The sequence below is a fragment of the Bradyrhizobium australafricanum genome, from assembly GCF_020329495.1.
Taxonomy (GTDB): Bacteria; Pseudomonadota; Alphaproteobacteria; order Rhizobiales; family Xanthobacteraceae; genus Bradyrhizobium; species Bradyrhizobium australafricanum.
In genome coordinates this window covers 207,514-228,997 of record NZ_JAGKJL010000006.1, presented here as the reverse complement: position 1 = coordinate 228,997, position 21,484 = coordinate 207,514, and the positions used below count along the sequence as shown (strand labels likewise).

The 21,484-nt window shown below is 60.5% G+C and carries 17 protein-coding genes and 1 pseudogene; 8 read left to right on the top strand and 10 right to left on the bottom strand.

The window, feature by feature from the left end:
• From J6525_RS08370 to J6525_RS08350, 5 genes are all read left to right on the top strand, one after another.
• Positions 1 to 796: acetyl-CoA C-acyltransferase (locus J6525_RS08370; protein ID WP_225643553.1), on the top strand; the 796-nt coding region annotated here is incomplete at its 5' end.
• A gap of 21 nt (positions 797 to 817) precedes the next feature.
• Entirely contained in the window at positions 818 to 1,828 is a 1,011-nt protein-coding gene (locus tag J6525_RS08365) for an NAD(P)H-dependent flavin oxidoreductase (protein WP_225643551.1), read from the top strand.
• An 11-nt stretch (positions 1,829 to 1,839) separates the two neighbouring features.
• Positions 1,840 to 2,616: an enoyl-CoA hydratase-related protein gene (locus J6525_RS08360; RefSeq protein WP_225643550.1), complete on the top strand. Its 777-nt coding sequence runs from the start codon at positions 1,840 to 1,842 to the stop codon at positions 2,614 to 2,616.
• Between the two features lie 703 nt (positions 2,617 to 3,319).
• A complete protein-coding gene (locus J6525_RS08355; RefSeq protein ID WP_225643548.1) occupies positions 3,320 to 4,444 on the top strand; it encodes an alkene reductase in 1,125 nt (374 codons plus the stop codon).
• Between the two features lie 70 nt (positions 4,445 to 4,514).
• A complete protein-coding gene (locus J6525_RS08350; protein WP_225643546.1) occupies positions 4,515 to 5,438 on the top strand; it encodes a ketopantoate reductase family protein in 924 nt (307 codons plus the stop codon).
• 82 nt (positions 5,439 to 5,520) lie between these two features.
• Here J6525_RS08350 and J6525_RS08345 read toward each other — a convergent pair whose 3' ends face one another.
• The 6 genes from J6525_RS08345 to J6525_RS08320 form a co-directional block, all read right to left on the bottom strand.
• The gene (locus J6525_RS08345; protein WP_249795951.1) at positions 5,521 to 5,919 is read right to left on the bottom strand and encodes a LysR substrate-binding domain-containing protein; all 399 of its coding nucleotides are present in this window, start codon (positions 5,917 to 5,919) and stop codon (positions 5,521 to 5,523) included.
• 34 nt (positions 5,920 to 5,953) lie between these two features.
• The gene (locus J6525_RS08340) at positions 5,954 to 6,439 is read right to left on the bottom strand and encodes a LysR family transcriptional regulator (protein ID WP_225643541.1); all 486 of its coding nucleotides are present in this window, start codon (positions 6,437 to 6,439) and stop codon (positions 5,954 to 5,956) included.
• Between the two features lie 930 nt (positions 6,440 to 7,369).
• Entirely contained in the window at positions 7,370 to 9,538 is a 2,169-nt protein-coding gene (locus J6525_RS08335; RefSeq protein WP_225643539.1) for a molybdopterin-containing oxidoreductase family protein, read from the bottom strand.
• A 24-nt stretch (positions 9,539 to 9,562) separates the two neighbouring features.
• Positions 9,563 to 10,777 (bottom strand): acyl-CoA dehydrogenase, encoded by a 1,215-nt coding sequence (locus tag J6525_RS08330; RefSeq protein WP_225643537.1) that lies wholly within the window; start codon positions 10,775 to 10,777, stop codon positions 9,563 to 9,565.
• Positions 10,778 to 10,779: 2 nt separating this feature from the next.
• Positions 10,780 to 12,405 (bottom strand): long-chain-fatty-acid--CoA ligase, encoded by a 1,626-nt coding sequence (locus tag J6525_RS08325; RefSeq protein WP_225643535.1) that lies wholly within the window; start codon positions 12,403 to 12,405, stop codon positions 10,780 to 10,782.
• 34 nt (positions 12,406 to 12,439) lie between these two features.
• Positions 12,440 to 13,663, bottom strand: a complete 1,224-nt coding sequence (locus J6525_RS08320; RefSeq protein ID WP_225643533.1) for an ABC transporter substrate-binding protein — start codon at positions 13,661 to 13,663, stop codon at positions 12,440 to 12,442.
• A 128-nt stretch (positions 13,664 to 13,791) separates the two neighbouring features.
• On the opposite strand from J6525_RS08320, the gene J6525_RS08315 reads away from it, so the two are divergent.
• Positions 13,792 to 14,268: a MarR family winged helix-turn-helix transcriptional regulator gene (locus J6525_RS08315; protein WP_225643532.1), complete on the top strand. Its 477-nt coding sequence runs from the start codon at positions 13,792 to 13,794 to the stop codon at positions 14,266 to 14,268.
• 219 nt (positions 14,269 to 14,487) lie between these two features.
• Here J6525_RS08315 and J6525_RS08310 read toward each other — a convergent pair.
• Together J6525_RS08310 and J6525_RS08305 are read right to left on the bottom strand one after the other, a co-directional pair.
• Positions 14,488 to 14,833: pseudogene (locus tag J6525_RS08310) on the bottom strand (IS481 family transposase); the annotation flags it as partial.
• A 153-nt stretch (positions 14,834 to 14,986) separates the two neighbouring features.
• The gene (locus tag J6525_RS08305; RefSeq protein ID WP_225643531.1) at positions 14,987 to 15,742 is read right to left on the bottom strand and encodes a haloacid dehalogenase type II; all 756 of its coding nucleotides are present in this window, start codon (positions 15,740 to 15,742) and stop codon (positions 14,987 to 14,989) included.
• A gap of 81 nt (positions 15,743 to 15,823) precedes the next feature.
• On the opposite strand from J6525_RS08305, the gene J6525_RS08300 reads away from it, so the two are divergent.
• Positions 15,824 to 16,417 (top strand): TetR/AcrR family transcriptional regulator, encoded by a 594-nt coding sequence (locus tag J6525_RS08300; protein WP_225643530.1) that lies wholly within the window; start codon positions 15,824 to 15,826, stop codon positions 16,415 to 16,417.
• 118 nt (positions 16,418 to 16,535) lie between these two features.
• Here J6525_RS08300 and tnpB read toward each other — a convergent pair whose 3' ends face one another.
• Positions 16,536 to 16,856 (bottom strand): IS66 family insertion sequence element accessory protein TnpB, encoded by a 321-nt coding sequence (tnpB, locus tag J6525_RS08295; RefSeq protein ID WP_312009760.1) that lies wholly within the window; start codon positions 16,854 to 16,856, stop codon positions 16,536 to 16,538.
• On the bottom strand, positions 16,853 to 17,215 hold the full coding sequence (tnpA, locus tag J6525_RS46930) for an IS66-like element accessory protein TnpA (RefSeq protein ID WP_376708455.1): 363 nt from the start codon (positions 17,213 to 17,215) through the stop codon (positions 16,853 to 16,855). The genes tnpB and tnpA overlap by 4 nt, the downstream gene beginning before the upstream one ends.
• A gap of 703 nt (positions 17,216 to 17,918) precedes the next feature.
• Between tnpA and J6525_RS08285 the strand changes: the two genes are divergently transcribed.
• A complete protein-coding gene (locus J6525_RS08285) occupies positions 17,919 to 21,023 on the top strand; it encodes a DEAD/DEAH box helicase (RefSeq protein ID WP_225643559.1) in 3,105 nt (1,034 codons plus the stop codon).
• The last annotated feature ends 461 nt before the right edge of the window (positions 21,024 to 21,484 follow it).

The following is a 21,484-nucleotide window of genomic DNA, read 5'->3' as shown; positions in this document are numbered from 1 at the left end:
GTTCCACGCCGTCGACGACGAGCTGATGGCGATGAAGCCCGAGATGTACATGTCGATGCTGGAGACGGCGGAAGTCGTCGCCGAGCGCTACGGGATCGGGCGCGACAAGCAGGACGAGTACAGCCTCGAGTGCCAGCGCCGCGTCGGCGCCGCGCTGCAGGGGGGCCGCTTCAACGACGAGATCGTGCCGATCACGACCAAAATGGCCGTGGTCAACAAGGATACCAAGGAAGTCAGCTACCAGCAGGTGACGCTGGCGAAGGATGAGGGCCCGCGGCCGGATACCACGGCGGACGGGCTCGCCAAGATCAAGCCGGTGTTCGAGGGCAAGACCATCAGCGCCGGCAATGCCAGCCAGCTCTCGGACGGCGCCTCGGCCTGCGTGATCATGAGCGACAAGGTTGCCGCGCAGAAGGGCCTGAAGCCGCTCGGCATCTTCCGCGGCTTCGTCGCCGCCGGCGTCGAGCCGGACGAGATGGGCGTCGGCCCGGTTGCCGCGATCCCGCGGCTCCTCAAGCGGCACAACCTCAAGATCGACGACATCGATCTCTGGGAGCTCAACGAGGCCTATGCGGTGCAGGTGATCTATTGCCGCGACAAGCTCGGCATCGATCCGGACAAGCTGAACGTCAATGGCGGCTCGATCGCGATCGGCCATCCCTACGGCATGACCGGGGCGCGGCTCACCGGTCACCTCTTGATCGAGGGCCGGCGGCGCAAGGCGAAATACGGCGTGGTGACCATGTGCATCGGCGGCGGCATGGGCGCGGCGGGCCTGTTCGAAATCGTCCACTGAGCGGAAACGCGGGAGAGACTTGTGAAGACAGCAATCACTGAACTGTTCGGCATCCAGCATCCGATCATCCAGGGCGGCATGCATTTTGTCGGCTTCGCCGAGATGGCGGCCGCGGTGTCCAACGCCGGCGGCCTCGGCATCATCACCGGCCTGACCCAGAAGACGCCGGAGCTGCTGGCGAAGGAGATCGCGCGCTGCCGCGACATGACCGACAAGCCGATCGGCGTGAACCTGACCTTCCTGCCGAGCTTCACCGCGCCGCCCTATCCCGAATACATCGCTGTTATCCGCGAGGGCGGCGTCAAGGCGGTGGAAACCGCGGGCCGCAGCCCGGAGCAGTACATGCCGGCGCTGAAGGCGGCCGGCATCAAGGTGATCCACAAATGCACCTCGGTGCGGCATTCGCTGAAGGCCGAGAAGATCGGCTGCGACGCGGTCAGCGTCGACGGCTTCGAGTGCGGTGGCCATCCCGGCGAGGACGACATCCCGAACATGATCCTGCTGCCGCGCGCGGCGGACGAACTGAAGATCCCATTCGTCGCCTCGGGCGGCATGGCGGATGCACGCAGCCTCGTCGCGGCGCTGTCGATGGGCGCGGCCGGCATGAACATGGGCACGCGCTTCATCGCGACCAAGGAAGCGCCGGTTCATCCCAATGTGAAGCAGGCGCTGCTCGACGCCGACGAGCTCGACACGCGTCTCGTGATGCGCGCGCTGCGCAACACCGAGCGGGTGCTGAAGAACAAGGGCGTCGATGAGCTGCTCGAGATCGAGCGCGAGAAGGGCGCCAGGCTGAAGATCGAGGACATCCACGAGCAGGTGGCCGGCGTCTACCCGAAGGTGATGATCGAGGGCGAGATGGATGCCGGTGCCTGGAGCTGCGGCATGGTGGTCGGCCTGATCCACGACATTCCGACGGTCAAGGAGCTGATCGACCGCATCATGGCCGAGGCCGAAGCGATCATCCGGCAGCGGCTGACCGGCTTCCTCGACGGCAAGTTTGAAACCAAGCCGACCCGCGCGGTCGCTTAAGGGAGATTGCCATGACCGAGCATGTCAAAGTGGATATCGCCGCCGGCATCATGACGCTGACCTTACAGCGGCCGGAGAAGAAGAACGCCTTGACCGGCGCGATGTACAACGTCATGTCCGCGGCCCTCGGGCATGCGGAGGCGGATGCCTCCGTCCGCGTGGTGCTGTTCCAGGGCGACGGCGACAGCTTCACTGCCGGCAACGACCTGGCCGACTTCGCAACCCAGGCCCGCGGTGAAAACACCGTCGACAGTCCGGCCCACCATTTCATCGAGACCATCAGCAAGGTCGGCAAGCCGCTCGTCGCGGCGGTGCAGGGCAATGCGGTCGGCGTCGGCACCACCATGCTGCTGCATTGCGATCTGATCTATCTCGCCGAGAACGCGCGGCTGATCACGCCCTTTGTCAATCTCGCGCTGGTGCCGGAGGCCGCGTCGAGCTGGCTGCTGCCGCTGCGGATCGGGCATGCGCGCGCTTATGCGATGTTCGCGCTCGGCGAGCCGATGGATGCGCCGGGCGCGCTGGCGAGCGGTCTCGCTAACGCGGTGGTGCCGCTCGCCGATCTGCGCAAGAAGGCTCACGATGCGGCGGTTGCGCTGACCAGACAGCCGGCCGGTTCGCTCAGCATGACCAAGCAGCTGATGCGCGAGAAGCAGCGGATCGCGGCGCAGATCGCCGCGGAGGGCGTGCTGTTCAAGGAACGGTTGACGACGCCCGAAGCGCGCGAAGCTTTCGCCGCCTTCGCCGAGCGGCGCCCGCCTGATTTCTCCAAGCTGTCGGGCCAGTGAAACATAGCGGATCACCCTCCACACCGTCACTCTTGGGCAATGTACGTACAGAATCTTACAGATCTGCGTGCAATCACCTCCTGGCAACTAGGGCGTCACTTCGATCAGTGTGGTCTTAGGTGGCAAGCTTAGATCGGGGCAAGAAATGGAATGCTCTTCATTGGTGTTCATCCAGATTTCGCTAATGGACGACGTGAAGCTCGAGGACGTTCAGTACGGACAAGCGCTGACGTTAATATTGGCCCTGGGTGTTACGATTCTCGTGAGGATGCTCGCGCTGCTCGTATGATACAAGCGCATCATCCGCGGTCTCTGACGATGGCATCGACATAACGACGATGATCGCGATAGTTCATCAGATTTCAGCGTTGTTGGGCTCCGATTTGGAGGGGGCTGTGATGCGCCTGGAATTGTCGATTTCTATGTCTATGATAATTGGTGCGGTGACCTACTTGATCTTTTACGCATCTGATTGACCGCCCTGCGCCAGAATGCATTGGGGCGAGGTGGGAAGATCGGCTCATAAATCGTCGGTAAATGCGAATAACATTCTTAACGGCTATCGCGTCGCATCACGACCTCGCGAGGCCCCGAGGATTGCTTGCTGTTATATTACGGTTATCATACGATAAGGACGTCATGAGCCCCAAAGACGTTCCGACATTGGCGTTAGCTGACACCTCACCCTAGATGGACAGAGCCTTTGCGCGATCAATTTCTGTTTTCACCGTTGACAGTTGGTCCCTACCGATTGAGCCACCGGGTAGCCATGGCGCCTTTGACCCGCATGCGCGCGGGGCGACCTGGTGACATACCTCGTGCACTGAACGTCGAATACTATAGCCAGCGCGCAACTCCGGGCGGGCTCATCATTGCCGAAGGCTCGCCGATATCCGAGGCCGCAAAAGGGATGCCGGCGACGCCGGGCATCTATTCGTCCAATCAAGTAATCGGTTGGAGGACGGTGACCGACGCCGTTCATGCCGTAGGCGGCCGGATATTTCTCCAGCTTTGGCACGTTGGTCGCATCTCGCACTCGTCGCATCAGCCGGGGGCTGCGCTTCCGGTCGCTCCGTCTGCAATTGCCGCTATCGGAAACGCTTTCACAGCGACGTTTGAGCGGGTGCCGTTCGAGACGCCAAGAGCGCTTACGACATCCGAGATCTCGGGTGTGATCGACAGCTATCAGAAGGCGGCACGAAACGCACTCGAGGCTGGGTTTGATGGCGTCGAGATTCACGGAGCGAATGGCTACCTGGTCGAACAATTTCTGCAGAGCCGTACGAACGTCCGCGTCGACGCCTATGGTGGTTCGATCGCAAACCGAACTCGCTTCTTGCTGGAGGTGACAAGGTCTGTCGCTGAAGTCTGGGGTACCGACCGGGTCGGTGTACGGCTCTCGCCTTTTGGAATCGCGAACGACAGCGGAGAGGTGGAACCGTTGCCTCTCTACAGCTTCGCAATTCATGAGCTCGCTAAGCTTAATCTTGCCTACCTACATTTGATTGAACCTCGTGCTAGCGGTGCGGGCCAGGCGGAAGTCGATCGTAAGGATGCCCCGACAGCCTCCGGTTTGTTCCGACCCATCTGGCCCGGCGTCCTGATCGCCGCCGGTAACTACACGCCGGCTTCAGCGAACGCCGCTCTGTCGGATGGGTGGGTCGACGCTGTCGCGTTCGGTCGTCTGTTCATTTCCAACCCGGATCTCCCCGAGCGAATCCGTAAAGGCGAGCCGCTTAACGCTTACAATAGGGCCACCTTCTACGGCGGAGAGGCTGAGGGCTACACCGACTATCCGCGGTTGGGCGTGGCGGCGCTGGAATCGTGAACACTATTAGATCGAGAGATCTACGATTGTGCGTCCTAGGTGGTAGAGTCTGAACTGAAGGAGGCGTGCTATGCGTCTACTCGTCGTAGGGGCCGGTTCAACGGGTGGTTATTTTGGCGGGAGGCTTGCTCAGACCGGCGCCGATGTCACCTTTCTTGTCAGACCGGCTCGCGCCGTGCAGTTGCGCGAGAAAGGACTGCGTCTGAAGAGCCCTCACGGCGACGCGGTGCTGCATCCCAAGATCGTCACCGCAGGCGACATCAACGGGCCATATGAAGCCGTGCTCCTCGCTGTCAAAGGCTTCCAACTCGAATCTGCAATCGAGGAGCTAGGGCGGGCGATTGGAAAGGAAACCATGATCATTCCCGTGCTCAACGGCATGCAGCATATGGACGTGCTTGCCAAACGCTTCTCGTCCGGCAATCTGATTGGCTGCGCTTTGAAAGTGGCAACAACGCTTGAAGACGACGGTAGTATCGTCCAACTCAGCCCGCTGCAGGATCTCGCCTATGGCGAACTGGATGGGACGATGACGCCGCGCATCGCTGCTTTCGACAAGTTCATGCATCAGGCCTCAATCGGTGCTAGATTGTCGAGAGTAATCCGGCGTGAGATGTGGGAAAAGTGGATCCTGCTTGCATCGCTTGGCGCTATCACCTGCCTTATGCGAGGGCCAATTGGCGAAATCGAGGCCTGCGCCGGTGGCCAGGAGTTCATACTCGCGCTGTTGGATGAGATCGTGGGGATCGTTAAAATAACTGGTGAAGCGCCCTCGGAGAGTTTTTTGGAGAAGACGAGGGAGCAGCTGACCACCAAGGGGTCACCGCTCGCGTCTTCGATGTTCCGCGATCTTCAACGGGGACGACCGATCGAGGTAGAGAACATCATCGGCGACCTCGTACGTCGCGGTGCAGAGGTTGGATTTGCGACGCCGCTACTTTCGGCTGCCTACGTAAGCCTTTGTATTTACCAGAGGAGGGTCAGCGAAGCTTAGTACCGTTGATCAGAAGCCTACGTGTTCAATGGGGGCAACCGTCGTAAGTTCGAAAGATCTGACCTTCCAAGTATCGCTCTAGTCACCTGCGCAGCCGGCTGTCCTGCCAGATTATCCGCTCGAACGCAGTCGCCGCAGGAATATCGATCCGTCCCAGCGCCTTCAACTGCCACATGGTGCGCTCGATGAAGAGGTTGTGGATCGGGACCATCCTGAGTCGGCCGAGCCTTACTTGATCGATAATGGTGATGCTGGAGACGATGGCGACGCCAAGGCCAGCAGCGACCGTTTGCTCGATCGCTTCCGTGCTGCCGACCTCCAACGTGCGCTTCGGCTCGATACCGTGCGTGGCGAGTGCCTGCGCCACCATCTCTCTGGAACTTGAGCCCGGTTCACGGACAATCAACACCTCATCGGAAAGTGCAGCTCCATCGATGCCGCACTCTTCGAAGGGATGCTGCGGGTCGACAATGAGGCTCATCACATCAGTGCGCCAAGCCCGGCTGTCTAGTGCGTTATCTTGGACGGGACCTTCCACCAAGCGACCTCAGTATCATGTGAAGCATCGCATTGACGATGTCGCGCGTATTGGCGATGACGAGATGTATACTTGGATAAGTTCGTCGAAACGCTCCGAGATATTCAGAGATCATGTAGGTCGCGATCGTGGTGCTCGCCCCGATGCGCAATGATCCACTATTCAGACTACGCAGCGATAGTAGCTCGTCCTCAGCAACTCGCTCGGCCGCAAACAGCGCTTCAGCGTGCGGCACCAGCGCCCGGCCTTCGCGCGTCGGCCGCACGCCCTTCGGCGTGCGGTCGAGCAGGCGGCCTAGCTGAAGCTCAAGATCTCGCACGCCCTTCGAGACAGCCGGCAATACGGAGAACGTCTGATCCCTGAGTTGTCCGGGTGTCCGCCTGTTCCAAGTCTCGAAGGGTACACCTCGCAGGGTGTTCTTATTTTGGCAGCATTGGATATTGTTATTGGCACAGTTGGACATTGTTGTCACACGCCTGACCATACATGTTCTGCCGAACGGACTTGGGTTACCCGCATGAGCTTGCGGCGAGACAGGCGATTGATGCAACGGCCGCTCTGGTCCGTTCGCTCTTCAAAGAAGCCATCCCCATGAATCGGTTCGAATTGGCCGAGACATGTCCGTCAGTTCGCAGAAACATGAGCCTAGCTTCTAGATGAAGCTAACGCAGCCCTTATAAGGCAACCTTTTCACGGCGCAACGCCGATATCGCGGAGGATGACAATGTATGGATTGACGGAAGAGCAACTAACGGCCGCTTCGGAGCTGGAGACCGACTCTAATGTGATGGAGATCGTCTCTGCGCTCCTCGAAGGTGCTAACCGTTCCGCCGCACGGTCGCTGGACATGTCAGTTAGCATCCAGGTCTCGTGGACCGCGCATTCCAACACAGGACGAGCTGAATAGCTGCGGTGGCCAAGAGGTTGCCCGCTTCTTGCCTTAGCCGAGCGCTCTCCTGAGAGAGCAATTCGCCAGAGGCTAGCATCTGCAGCGACGCCGAAGCGGCTTCCGTAGCACCGCTAATGACTAACTGGGCGCTCACGGAAGCCTGGGTCGTCTTGGCTGCCACCTCTTCGACATTTAGCGCCTATCACTGGACGTGTTCGCTTGCTTGGCTTCTACATCGTCAAAGACGGCGAATATGTCGATGGCGTCGCCAACTTGCACCTCGAGATCGGTCGAGCCCCAACCGTGCATATCGCCAAAGATTGTGGATCCTGATCAGTTGATCGCAAGCAATAGTCGCCGAAAACTGCTGATAGAGCCATCCAGGATCATCTAGGTACTAAGCTGCTCAATGAATGTGCAGCGCATGTTCCCGATAAGTTTCGCAGGGGCACGGTGCTAGTGGTCGGCATGGCCCTCTTCGACTGAGATCAACATCGTAAGATTTTAATCGTCCTGTTCGAGCTTCCTGATGGCGCAAGCAATCCCGCGCAGATGCGGAATACCTTGCTCGCGATCAAGGTAATCGGGACCGTCTGGGCAGATTTGTGCATCCGCATAAGTCCAGGCGCCGCTGAGATAGCGGGATCCCTGCGTCGTCTCAGGCTTCCACCAACCGTGTGGGACGCGTACCAATCCTTTCGGCATTTCATGCCGGACCATGGCTTGAGCGATGCATTTGCCCTGTTCGGTCCTCACCTCGATCCAATCGCCAGTCTCGATACCATTTTCGCCCGCGTCATCGGGATTGAGGAAAGCACGCGGCTCCGGATTGCGCGCGCGTAGCGAGGCAATGTGGCGTTGCCCGGTCTGAAAAAACTCGGGCTCGCGGATGCCGGTAAAAACCAGCAATGGAAGGTCTGCACTAACGGCCGGCTCTTCGCGGTGATATGGCAAGGGATCGAAGCCCAGCGACTCAAGCACTGTCGAATAGAGCTCGACCTTGCCGGTCGGCGTGGCAAATCCGGTTTCTTCGTATTTTTTGAAGCGTAGCTTCTCCATATGAGTCGGACTGTCGCGGGCGAACTCGTCGAACGTCTTGCCCATGGCCGCGACTCGGTAATCCAATAGCTGATTCAGATTTGTCCACGGGAACTGCGCGCCAATTCCCATCCTGTCGGCAAGGCCTTTCCATAAATCGTAGACATTGCGGCATTCGCCTTGCGGAGACATCACCTGCTGTGACGTTCGCATGATCGCGGTCCAGCCAAAGCCGTCCGAGAGCGCAGGGCGCTCCAACCAACTGTCGCCAGGCAGCACATAATCGGCGAGCTGGGCGGTCGGAGTCATTACATGCTCAAGCGCCACCACCAAGTCTTGGTTCATCAGACCACGATAGATCAGCTGCATATTTGCGAAGCTCATGACTGTATTGTTGCCAAGGCTGAAGAACGCCTTGACCGGGTACGGTATCGAGTCCGCCATCGCTTGGAACACCGCGCTGGGGTTTGCCATGTAGCTGCCGGCGACGATGTTAGCGTATTCGTGGCCCCAGACCCGCTTGGTTGGCTCATTAAGGGAGGCCGTGCCGCGATAGGTGAAGGCGGGATGGATGTCCGAGCCCAGTTGCTTCATCTTCTGGGCAGATGGCAATTGGTCGTGGAGTTCGAGTTCGGAGTCGTTGACGATTGTCGGATGAAAGCCGTGCAGGACCTCGCCGCCCGGCACGTCCAGATTGCCGGTTAGCGCGCGCAGGATGCCTTGCAGGCGGATCGCTGAGGTCGAGTTGCGTTGCTGGTCGGTGATCGGCGACCACGGGATTACGGCAGGCGAGGTCGTTGCGTAGAGTCTAGCTGCGGCCGTGATCTGTTGGGGATTGACGCCAGTGATTGCGGCGACCCTGTCCAAGGGGTAGTCCCGAATCCGCCGGCATAATGCGTCAAAGCCGACGGTCCAGCGCGCGACGAAATCGTGGTCGTACAGGTTCTCGTTGATGATCACGTGCAACCAGCCAAGACACATCGCAGCATCGGTGCCGACACGAAGCGGCAACCATATGTCCGCAAGCTCCGCATTCTCGCTGCGCCGCGGGTCCAGAACGATCAGCTTGGCGCCGCGTTTCTGAGCCTGCCGGATCGAATTATAGACCGGCGTCCAGCTATGCTTCCACGGATTGTGACCGAACAGCACGACGCAGTTGGTCTTGGTATAATCGGGGTAAGGATACCAACCATAGACCATGCGGTTGATCGCCGCGGTGTTGCCGGCGCACAGCGCCACGCCGCTCAGCCAGTTCGGTGAGCCGATCAAGTTCATGAAGCGGCGCGACATGCCGCTTCCAGTCTGGATGTTCCAGGGGCTTTCGGACACGGCGAAGGCCTCAGGACCGTGCGCGGCGATGAGGGTCCCGAGCCGACCGGCGATATCGTCGAGTGCCACATCCCAAGACACGCGCTGCCACTTGTTCGCGCCACGCGCGCCGGCGCGCTTGAGGGGATAGCGAATTCGGTTCGGATGATCGAATCCTTCCGGCGCATGGACTCCCTTCATGCAGATATTAGCCCGATCCGGGCGCGGGTCGAGGGCCTTGATCTGGACCAGGCCGTCGTCACGGCGCTCCGCACCTACCTGGCAATAGATGTCGCAGCTCGAGCACAGGACCTTTTTCTGGTTCATAGTGGGACCTCGCTTTTCAGTAGCTCAAAACGCAGCAACACCCGTGATCGCCCGTCCCAGGATCAAGGCATGGACGTCGTGCGTGCCCTCATAGGTGTTCACCGTCTCGAGGTTCGCGGCGTGGCGCATCACGTGATACTCGATCTGGATGCCGTTGCCGCCGTGCATGTCGCGCGCCATGCGGGCGATGTCGAGCGATTTGCCGCAATTGTTGCGCTTGACGATCGAGATCATCTCGGGGGCCATCTTGCCCTCGTCCATCAGGCGGCCGACGCGCAACGATGCCTGCAGGCCGAGCGCGATCTCGGTCTCCATGTCGGCGAGCTTCTTCTGCACCAGTTGGGTGGCGGCGAGCGGCCGGCCGAACTGCTTGCGGTCGAGTGTGTATTGCCGCGCGCGGTGCATGCAGTCCTCGGCAGCGCCCAGTGCGCCCCAGGAGATGCCGTAGCGGGCGCGGTTGAGGCAGCCGAACGGGCCCTTGAGGCCGGAGACGTTGGGCAGCAGCGCGCTTTCCGGCACCACCACATTGTCGAGCACGATCTCGCCGGTGATCGAGGCGCGCAGCGAGAGCTTGCCGCCGACCTTCGGCGCCGACAGGCCCTTCATGCCCTTCTCGAGAATGAAGCCGCGGATCTGGTTGTCGTGCGCCGCCGACTTGGCCCACACCACGAACACGTCGGCGATCGGCGCGTTCGAGATCCACATCTTGGCGCCGTTGAGCTTGTAGCCGTCGGCGACCTTCTCCGCGCGGGTCTTCATGCCGCCGGGATCGGAACCGGCGTCCGGCTCGGTCAGGCCGAAGCAGCCGACCCATTCCCCGGTCGCGAGCTTGGGCAGATATTTCTTGCGCTGGTTTTCGTCGCCATAGGCGTAGATCGGATACATCACCAGCGACGACTGCACCGAGTTCATTGAGCGATAGCCGCTATCGACGCGCTCGATCTCGCGCGCCACGAGGCCATAGGCCACGTAGCTCGCATTGGCGCAGCCATACTCCTCGGGCAGCGTCACGCCGATCAGGCCGAGCTCGCCCATTTCGTTGAAGATCTCGCGATCGGTTTTCTCTTCCAGATAGGCCTTGGTGACCCGCGGCAGCAGCTTGTCCTGCGCATAGGCCCGCGCAGTGTCGCGGATCAGGCGCTCGTCTTCGGTGAGCTGGTCGTCGAGCAGGAACGGATCATCCCACTGGAACGTGACCGGGGCGGTTGCATGCTCGGTGGTCTTTGATGAAGAACGCATGGTCAAGCCTCCACGGCGATAGCATCAGCAAACTGCTTCCTGAGCTCCGCCTTCATGACTTTTCCGGTACCGGTTTTGGGAAGTGATGGCACGAACACGATCCGATCCGGCACCCACCATTTCGCTAGCCGGTCGCTCAGAAAGTCGAGCAACGCGTCGGTTTCGATCTTCGCATTGTCCGCGGTCACGACGAGGAGGAGGGGACGCTCGCCCCAGCGCTCGTGCGGAATAGCGATAACAGCCGCCTCACGCACACCGGGAAATGACCCCGCCGTGTTTTCGACGTCAATCGATGAGATCCATTCCCCGCCGGATTTGACGAGATCCTTGTCGCGATCGACGATCTTGAGGTAGCCATCATTATCGATTGAGGCGACATCGCCGGTGTTGAACCAACCATCCGCGTCGACCGAGCCCGCGCCCTCCTGCTTGAAATAGCCCGACACCACATATGGGCCACGCACCTGAAGCGCACCGATATGCTCGTCGCCCCATGGGCAATGCGCATGTTTGTCGTTTGAAATGCGCATCTGTACGCCGAAAACGCCGTGCCCCTGTTTGTTTTTCCTAGCCAACTGGTTGGACCCCGATTCCGATCCCCAGAGCGAGGCCCCCGAGGTGCCGCACGGACCGGTCTCGGTCATCCCCCATATATGGCAGACGTCGACTTTGTGATCGTTTTCCAGTGCATGAACCAGTGCCGGAGCCGGCGCCGAGCCGGCCACGACGATGCGCCCGAGGGACGGAATCGAGCCACCCGCCGTGGACAGATGACCGACCAGGTCGTTCCAAATGGTCGGAACACCGTTGGCGACCGTAACGCGAAATGCATTGATGGTTTCAGCGATCGACGGGCCATCAAGCTGAAGCCCAGGCAGCACCAGGGCACATCCAGTCATGGCGGCGGCAAAGGGCAATCCCCACGAGGCATGGGCATGATAGAGCGGGACGATGGCGCATGCCGTGGAGGCCGGACGAAGATCGAACAGGTCCGACGTGCGGCCAACCATGGCATGGATCATCAGCGCGCGATGCGTGCTCAAGACCCCCTTCGGATTGCCGGTCGTTCCCGACGTGTAGCACAGCGACGCGGCTGTGCGTTCGTCGAACGCAGCATAGACTGCAGCATCGTCGCTCGCGGCAGCGATAAAATCCTCGTACGCCTCGACGTCCGCGCAACCACCTGTCGCGAGCTCATCAGACCCACACATCGCGACATTGACACGCAGCGTGCAGTTTTCGGCAACGGTCTTGGCCAGCGCCGCATATTCCAGATCGTAGAGCAGGCCAACGTCATCGGCATGACGCGTGATGTAGGCGACCTGTTCTGGAAACAGGCGCGGGTTGATCGGGTGGCAGACCGCTCCGATCGCGGTGATGGCAAAATAGGCTTCGACGTGGCGATGATTATTCCATGCGAGCGTTGCCACCCGATCTCCGTGACCGATGCCGGCGCGACGGAGCGCATTGGCCAGCCGGCGCACTCGGTATTCCAGCTCTGACCAACTGGAGTGGTAGAAGGAGCCGTTCCGCCGGCGCGATACCACGGGCGTTCGCCCGTGGTACAGCGCGGCATGGGTGAGAGCGTCCGAAATGAGTAGCGGTCGTTCTTGGATTAGTCCGAGCATCGTCTGCGTCCGAAAGTTGATAGTGCTTCGTTGGCTATTTCGCGAGCGAACACTCGCTCTCGGCCAGTGGGCGGAAGGCCTCCTCGCCGGGAACCGTCTTCAAGAGTTTGTAATAGTCCCAAGGGTACTGGGATTCGCGGGGCGACTTCACTTGCATGACATACATGTCATGAACCATACGTCCGTCGATTCGGACCTTGCCATTATCCGCGAACATGTCATGCACCGGGGTCTCGCGCATTATTGTCATCACGACTTTGGAGTCGTCGGTGCCGGCTGCTTGAATCGCCTTCAGATAATGTGTGACCGACGAGTAAACGCCGGCCTGAACCATGGTCGGCATTACTTTACGTCGTTCGAAAAATCGCTTCGACCAAGCGCGCGTCTGTTCGGTTCGGTCCCAGTAGAATCCTTCGGTTAGGATGATGCCCTGTGCGATCGAGAGACCAAGGCTGTGAATGTCGGTCAGATGGGGAAGCAGGGCAGCAATCTTCTGGCCGCCCTCGATGATGCCAAACTCGTGCGCCTGGCGTACCGAATTGATCATGTCGGCGCCACCATTCGCCAGTGCAACAACCTTCGCCTTGGAGGCCTGCGCCTGTAGCAGAAACGATGAGAAGTCCGAGGTCGGGAACGGATGCCGTACCGACCCGACCACGGTGCCGCCGGCCTCCTTGATGAAGTTCGTCGTATCCGCCTCGAGCGAGTGCCCGAACGAGTAGTCGACCGTGACAAAAAACCACGTGTTGCCGTCGGGCTGGCTGGCGATCGTCCGGCCGGTCCCCGCTGCGAGGGCGTAGGTGTCGTATGTCCAATGAATACCGAACGGAGAACAGTTTTTCCCGGTCAGTGCCGACGTGGCGGCGCCGGACGCGATCGCAATCTTCTGCTTTTCCTTCGTCATCTCGAAGACAGCGATGGCGACCGAAGATGCCATCATCTCAAAAATCGCGTCGACGCCGCCGGCGTCGTACCATTCCCGCGCCTTGGCCAGCCCGACATCTGCCTTGTTTTGATGGTCCGCCACGACCAGTTCGATCGGCGCACCGAACACGCTACCGCCAAAGTCCTCGATCGCCATCTTCGCAGCTTCGACCGCGCCAGGGCCGGCTATGTCGGCATAGGAACCCGACATATCGGTAAGCACCCCGAGCCTGACCACCTTGTCGGAGATTTCAGCGGCGCCGCTCGCTGTTGCAAACAAGGCGATAGCCCCCGCTACGAGTAACCTTAGTCCTAAGCCCACCCTCGACAACATCGATAGCATCCTCCCGAGTACCCAAAGAAGGTGTACACACACCTAAAAGAGTGTATAGACACGTAAATGTCAAGCTGGGTGCCGAACAAGGTTTTGGTTCTCCGCTACAGATCGTGTACAGTTTTGCGATGACGAAAGATCATCTGCGGCCGAAACGGCATTCCGGATTGGAAGCGCTGCGACATCATCCCGGTGCTTGTTCGTGCCAGAAGCTTCGCAGTGCTTCGCGCGCGGTGACAAAGATGTACGACGAGCATCTTCAGCCGGCCGGGCTCACCATCAGCCAATATTCTGTTCTTGCTGCCTTGTACTATGTGTCTGCGATGCCGTTGCGCAAATTGGCGAACAAGCTGGAGCTCGATCGGACCACGCTGACGCGAAGTCTTGCAAGGCTGGAGCAGCAGGGCTTTATCTCGGCAACCATCGATGCGACCGACAGCCGGATACGCTCGATTGCGATTACCGATGCGGGCTTACAGAAGCTGATCGATTGCTACCCACTATGGTCGCGGGCACAGGAGCAACTCGCGTTGGCGCTGGGTCCGAGGGGGCTTGGCGACCTTAGGAAGTCGCTCGACAAGTCGATCGGAGCAATGAAGGTCTGAAGACAGCCAACCGAGACGTTGCCTCAGTGAATTTTCCAGTGGTCTTTATTCGCTCCGCGCCGCTCGAACATCTATCGCCCATCGACATCATCGTCGTTCGTAGGTCGGAAGCGCATGGACTGCTACCAACAGTCCCCCAGAGGACGTGGGCGCCCATTAGGTGGCCTCACGTCCTGGTATTCGTTGGCTTACTTTAAGATATGACGGTGACATCGCTAGTCTTGCGGGCTTGTCGCCGGCGATCTCGAGCAAGGGGCTGATCCCATGGCGCAGCGGTGCAAGGATGAGCGCGTGAGATGTGGGATCGTTGCCTGCAGTGCGTAGAGATAGTCATTTCAGAGACAGCAACGTATGTTTACGGAAGGCGACGATGACCATCGCCTCTTCCGCGGTCGCGCGCAGGGTCTTGGGGCCCATCGCCGCCTCGTGCACGAAGGCACGTTTACGCCATTTGGCGGCGGTCCTCTGATTGCGACCGTGCTGGGTGGCTGATTCTTTGAGCAAAGCCTTATCGCTGTATCGCCGCTCGGATGGTGTGCGTGGTCGTGGCGCTGCCATGGACTATCTATCACTAGGTCCTCCCGGACCTGAGGGATCAGCATGGCTGAGTCCCCCACACTCCGGGACGAGATACCCAGGACCAATCCACATTCCGATCAGACTGACCCACAGGGGAGGTCCAAACCCGCGGCGCGACCAGTGTTTCAGAGTACTGGCGCTATCGGGCACGGGCGACGGCATAGTTGGCGAGATCAGTCAGACTCCGGCCTTCGCCGTCGGGCTCGACGCCCAAATTCTCACGCAACGCTCCAGTGCGGTTGACCCAAAAGGTCTCCAGTCCGAACGATTTCGCGCCCGCATAATCCCAGCCGCCGGTCGCAGCGAACAGCACTTTCCCACGTTCCAGTCCGAAAGCGCGCTCGGCCATGGCGTAAGCACGGGGATCGGGTTTGTATGCCTGCACCTGATCGGTGCTCAGCCGCTGTTCGAACAATTGGGCGATCCCGGCCGCATCGCCGCTTGATTTCAGCATTGCGTCGGTCAGGTTCGATACGTACGCTAGGCGCAACCCAGCATCGCGCATGCGCCTAAGCGCCTCGGCGGAATCTGGAAATATCTTCAAATGGAAGAAAACGTCAACCATCGCTGCGATGGCTTCGGGGTCGGGTGTCAGCCCCTTAGTGGCGCAGGCGAAGCGCAGCGCATCCGCGCCCAGCTGGCGACAATCGACGTATCGCCCGTTTAGGGTGCGTAGAAAGAAATAGTCGAAAAGCTTTGTCTTCCACAGCCCGGCAAGCTCCCGGCCCTTGCCGGGGAAGTGTGTCTCAGCGGCGTCGTCCAGGCTGCGTGGGTCGAAAATGGTGAAGATGTCAAAGCCAACGGCTTGAATGCGATCCGTGCTGGCTGCCTGTCCGGAAGATCTCATCACGGCGGCGCCAGCGATGGCGGCAAGGACGGTACGCCTCGTCTGCATAAAGTGCCTCTTGGGACTATCTTGGAACGATCAGTTCAAGTAACTTGGATCGGTCATTCCAAGATGTCAACTGGAGTTTCTGTGAGCGGAAAACCGCAATTCGACGAGCGTGCCGTTATTAGCGCGGCCGCTGGTGTTTTCTGGCGCCACGGCTATGCCGCCGCTTCAATCAGCGATCTCACTGCGGCGACAGGGCTTTCACGCTCGAGCATTTACCAACGCTTCGGAGATAAGGAGGGCCTGTTCCTGGAAGCCCTGCAGGCCCACACGGAGCGATCCCTGCTGCGAATGCACGCGGTGCAAGCCAATTCGCCACGAGAACGGCTTATGGCCATCCTGCGCGCATTCCTGCCGGACCCATTAGTGCCTGATCGCCCACATGGCTGTCTGATCGCGCGAAGCTGCAACGAGGCCGCAGAGTTGTCTGCAGCAGGCCACGCTGCCGCGGTCGCTGCTGCCGGGAGGCAGCGTGGAGTAATAATTGGTATCTTGCGTGGCGGCATATCGGCTGGTGAGCTTGCACAAGATGCGGATGTCGACGCTTTGTCGTGGTACTATTTTGGTGTGCTGCACGCAGTGGTAAACTTTCCAAATGTGGGCGCCGATCGTTCGGTGCTTGATCGAATGATCGAAGTGGCATTGACCGCTTGGCCCGAGTGCGGAGCGTCTGCTTAATCGCACCGACCAAGGCTTCACCATCCTGCCGCGGCGATGGAGTTGTGGAACGCACTCTCTGCTTGCTTGCAGCTATCGACGTTTGGTCCAACGCGCTTGAATGTCTCGGGGCCGTGATCTAGATCGCTTCGCTGGCTGGAACGAGGTTTCTTGCGCCACCCTGAAGCGCCATGGACCAAGCGATAGAAAATCTTCTCAGCGACGGCCAGACAAAACGACCTCTCTCGAGTTTCTTCGTAAACAGGCACGCCCCCTGACCATCATGCCATATCACCTTCAATAAATCGCCTCGGCGCCCGCGGAAGCAGAACAAATGACCGCTGAGGGGATCGCGGCGCAACACCTCCTGCACCTGCAACGACAATGAGGCGAAGCCTTTGCGCATGTCGGTGTGGCCCGTCGCCAGCCATACCCGAACTCCCGTAGGAACCGGAATCATCGCGGATCCAGAGCCTCGATGATCCGGCGAAGCGCCTCAACGTCGACATCGACAATGACGCGCCGCCCGCCAGCCAGCTCGATCTCAATCCGACGCTCTGTCGAATGTGCTGTCGCGCTCACCGATGAGGCTGCTACCGACGCCACGGGCCCACCCTCGGCCACAACTGCCCTGACAATGCCAGCCTCGGATTTGGTCCGGTTCGCCGCGAAGGCTCGTCGGCAAGTCACCAATAGAGAACGCGACAAGCCGTATCGCCGCGCTGTCGCCGCCACCAGGCGAGGCTCGAACAGGCTCTCCAAAACAATCCGCGCTTTCTCCTCCTCAGACCAACGCCGCCGTCGGCCTGTATCGACCACTTCAAGTCGATTCAGCGTACTGAATCGTATGGCTGATCGTTACCGAGACCCGAAGGCTGACGCCAAATTCCTTTGGACCAACGATCATGCCGTCGTGAGCGGCATTGGGGCCGCAATCTGGTTTGCCTGAGAATCCTCGAGATGGGTCTTACCTGGAGGGCCTCAGTGTCGCCACGCAACTGTTGGAAAGGATCGAGCTCAGCTCACGGTCTGAGGTGTGGAGGTCGCGACTAGATTTCGAGGACCGATTTCTGTGTCGCAGGCTCCGACATTCATTTGGAAACTATTGCCAAGCTATTGATATTGTTAGAGCGCAATTCTGTGCTTTTTTCCAAATACGCGTTGGAATCATTGAATAATCAAGCTGATTTTGATTCCGCCATTCGGAGGTTCGATCCCTCCCGCCCCAGCCAGCAACCAAGCCGTTGATTTCAAGAGAGGAATCGTTTTTTTCCGGCCGCCCCCGCCGCCATTTCGGGCGGATTGGGCCGGCTTGGCTGGAAATCTGTGCCGCTTTCGCTTCCATGGCGGCGGGCGACAAGCCCCGAGTCGCCCGGAGATCCAGGTCAACGGGCGATCGTAATCACGACATAACGACGGATCTGACGTGGCGAATACCAAGAAGGCCCGCGCTGCTGCTGGCGCGAAGAAGAAAAGCAAGGGATCGGCGCGTTCCGGGATCTCGTCTTCCTCACCGCTCGGCATGCTGGCGCTCCATCTTCTCGAGCAGTGGAAGAAGGCCGGGCAGGACGGCATCGTTTTCCTTGCGGAAAGCGAGAACAGGGCCGAGCGCCTCGGCAGCGTGCTGCATTCGCTCGATCCCTCGCTCGAGGTGCTGGTGTTTCCGCGGCTGAATACCTTGCCCTTTGACGGGCTGGAGCCGTCACGAGAGATCGCCGGCCGGCGCAGTTCGGTGTTGAGGCGCCTCGCCCGGAGCAAGAAGCCGGTCTTCCTGGTGTCGACGGCGGAAGCGATCATGGAGCGATTGCCGTTGCCAGCCAGCTCGGCGCGCCTCAGCATCAGCCTGAAGGTGGGGGCGGGCTATTCCGAGCAGGAACTCAAGGATCGTCTGGAAGCTCTGGGATACGATCTCGACGAAGAGGCGGATTATCCCGGCAGCGCTCTGTTCCACGGAATGACGTTCGAGGTATTTCCCGCGGGCGCGCTGGGGCCGTTCAGAATTGAGCATTCCGGTGGCGTGATCCGCAGAATCGCAGGTGTCGATCCGGACGAGCACGACGTCGTGTTCGACGCGGAGGAACTGCACATCGACCCGATGTCCGAACGGATCGCGTTGGGCGGCAAGCGGGCACAGCGGGCGGCGCTGCCGGATTATTGTCAGCGCGCGCACTGGATCGCGGACGCCGGCGTTTCGGGCCACGCCGATAGCTGGCTGAGCACGATCAAGGAGGCGGCCGGCCGCAGGGAGGCGGAGCGCGAGTATCTGGGGCCCGCTGACTGGAAACGGCTGACCAGACGGATGAGCTCGCTGCCTCGAAAGGCAGCTTTCACCGCCACGCCTGACTTCTCGAAGGTCGCCTCGTCGCGGAAAGCTCTTCGCGCATTTGTCGCCGACACCGAGCGCGCCGGATCGCGGCTGCTGTTTGTCGCTGCGGTCGAGGACGATCTGCGCGCGATGGAGCGAATGAGCGGGATCAAGGCGGAGCGCTTCGCCGACTGGAACGAGGCGGCGAAGGGGCGAGGCGGCGAAGGCGCGCTGCTGGCCGACTTCGACACCGGCTTCATCGGCTCAGGGCGCAAGCCGCTCGTCGTCGTGACGGCGACCGACGTGCTCGGCAGCAGGGCGCATCATCCGCAGCCCATGGCGAGAGCCTGGAGTTCGGCTTTCGATCATCCCGACGTGCCGGAGCGCGGCGCTGTCGTCGTGCATTTGCAGCGCGGGCTGGCCGTGCTCGATGGCTTGCAGACTTTCGATGTGGGGAAGGGATCATCGCGCGAGATGATCAGGCTGGCATTCGCGGGGGATGATGCCGTTCTCGTTCCGCCGGCCGATCTTGCGCTGATCTGGCCGTATGCCGCGGAGCTCGGCAAGCTGGCATTGGACAGGGCCGATGGCAGTACGTGGTGGACGCGGCGTGGCAAGGCGGAGCGGGAAATCCAGACTGCCGCCAAGGCGCTTGCCAAACACATCGCGCAACGGCGCCGCCGGCGCGCTCCCAAGCTGGTCGCTCCCGGTCCCGCCTATGAGCGGTTCGTCGCGCGCTTTCCGTATTTCACGACCGTCGACCAGGCGAAGGCAATTCGCGACGTCCTCGATGATCTGGCGTCCGGTCATCCGATGGATCGGGTCGTCTGCGGCGACGTCGGGTTTGGCAAGACCGAGGTGGCATTGCGCGCGGCGGCGGCCGTTGCGCTGTCGGGCAAGCAGGTCGCCGTCGTCGTGCCGACGACTGTTCTGGCAAGGCAGCACGTTGCAACCTTCCGCAAACGGTTTGCTCCGCTTGGCATCGAAGTGGGAAGCCTGTCGCGGGCGACGTCGGCTCCGGAGATGAAGGAGACCAAGGAGGGACTGCGAAGCGGCAAGATGAAGGTCGTGGTCGGCACGCAGGCGATCGCATCGAAGGACGTGAGGTTCGCCAAGCTGAGCCTGGTCATTGTCGACGAAGAGCAGCACTTCGGCGCGGCCGAGAAGGCCAAGCTTTCAGGGCTGGCGAAGGGCGCCCATACGCTGTGGATGAGTGCCACGCCGATTCCGCGCACACTTGCGGCGGGCCTTGCGGGATTCAGGGAGCTGAGCGTGATCGCATCCCCGCCCGTTCATCGGCTTCCGGTCGCGACCAAGATCGCTCCGCTCTCGGACGCCGCCATCGCCGCAGCATTGCTGCGCGAGCAGCGACGTCACGGGCAAAGCTTTCTGATCTGTCCGCGCATCCAGGATCTGGATCCGATGCTGGCGCGCGTGCAGTCGATGGCCCCGGAGCTCCGCATCGTCTGCCTGCATGGCAAGCTACCCGTCGACGAAATCGACGATCGAATGATGAGCTTCGTCGAAGGCGAGGCGGACGTCCTCCTGGCGACCAACATCGTGGAAAGCGGTCTCGACATCCCCCGGGCCAACACCATCGTGGTCTGCTGGCCGGAAAAGTTCGGTCTGGCACAGCTCCACCAGCTCAGAGGCCGGGTGGGACGCGGCGGGACACGCGCCTTCGCATACATGCTGACCGAATCCAGTTCGGAACAATCCGGGAGGCGTTTGGCCGTTCTGGAGGAGTTCAGCAGACCGGGCGCCGGTTTTGCTATCAGCGAGCGGGATCTCGACCTCAGAGGCGCCGGGGATCTGCTTTCGGAGCGTCAATCCGGCCACGTGCAGGTTTTCGGTCCGGTGCTCTACAGCCACCTTCTGAAGCAAGCCTCGGAGAAGACCAACGACCGGTCCGCCGATATGTGGGTGCCCGATCTCAACCTTCCGCTCGCGGATCTGCTGCCCAGGAGCTATGTGCAATCGGAATCCGTGCGGCTTGAAATCTATGGCCGTGCCGCAAGGTGCCGGAGCGAAGACGATCTGGAGGATCTCGAGGAAGAGACCTCGCGCCGCTTCGGCAGGCTGCCGTCGGCGGGGCGGGACTTCTTCGCCGCGGCGAGGCTCAGGATCGATTGCAAGCGGAGAGGGATCGTGAGGCTCGATGTCGGCCCGGAGGCCGTCGCGGCGACGTTCCTCCCAGGGAGGCTGCCCAAATCCAGAGCACGTTCGCTCCAGCGCGATGGCGATCGCGTGTTCTATTCGGGCAACATACACGAGCCGCCCTTCGAGCGGATCGAGGATCTCCTGGACATTTTGGACGAGTGAGCGCGATGCGGCTCCGTCGGAGACGAGCCTTGCGGGTGCGCCGTGCACAGTAGAGATATTTCAGCGCGCCGGGGCTGGGGAGAACAAATCGACCGATTCTGCGCGCTGACATCCCAGTGACATGTAGCATCGTTACTGCACATGCGTGGCAAACCGCCCGCCGTCATTCGGCCTGCTCCGAGCCATCGGAAAGCCCCCTTCCAGGCGCGAGTCGACGGTATTCAGGGCGGGCTATGTTGTTCAAATCGCGGCGTTTTGGGCCGAAATGTCGTGCCCGGATACCGGAATCAGCGCTGCCGAGGCCGATTCCGGCTTTCGCTTTCTCAGTAGGACTACGCGTTTTGCACACCGTTCCGCGCGGTGTTGCCCAATCTTGTGCCCGATAGCGGTAACTGAAATATTCGTATTATATTTCAATGGCTTGTGGGGTTGTCGCAATTCAAAAGCCCGTGATATTTGTG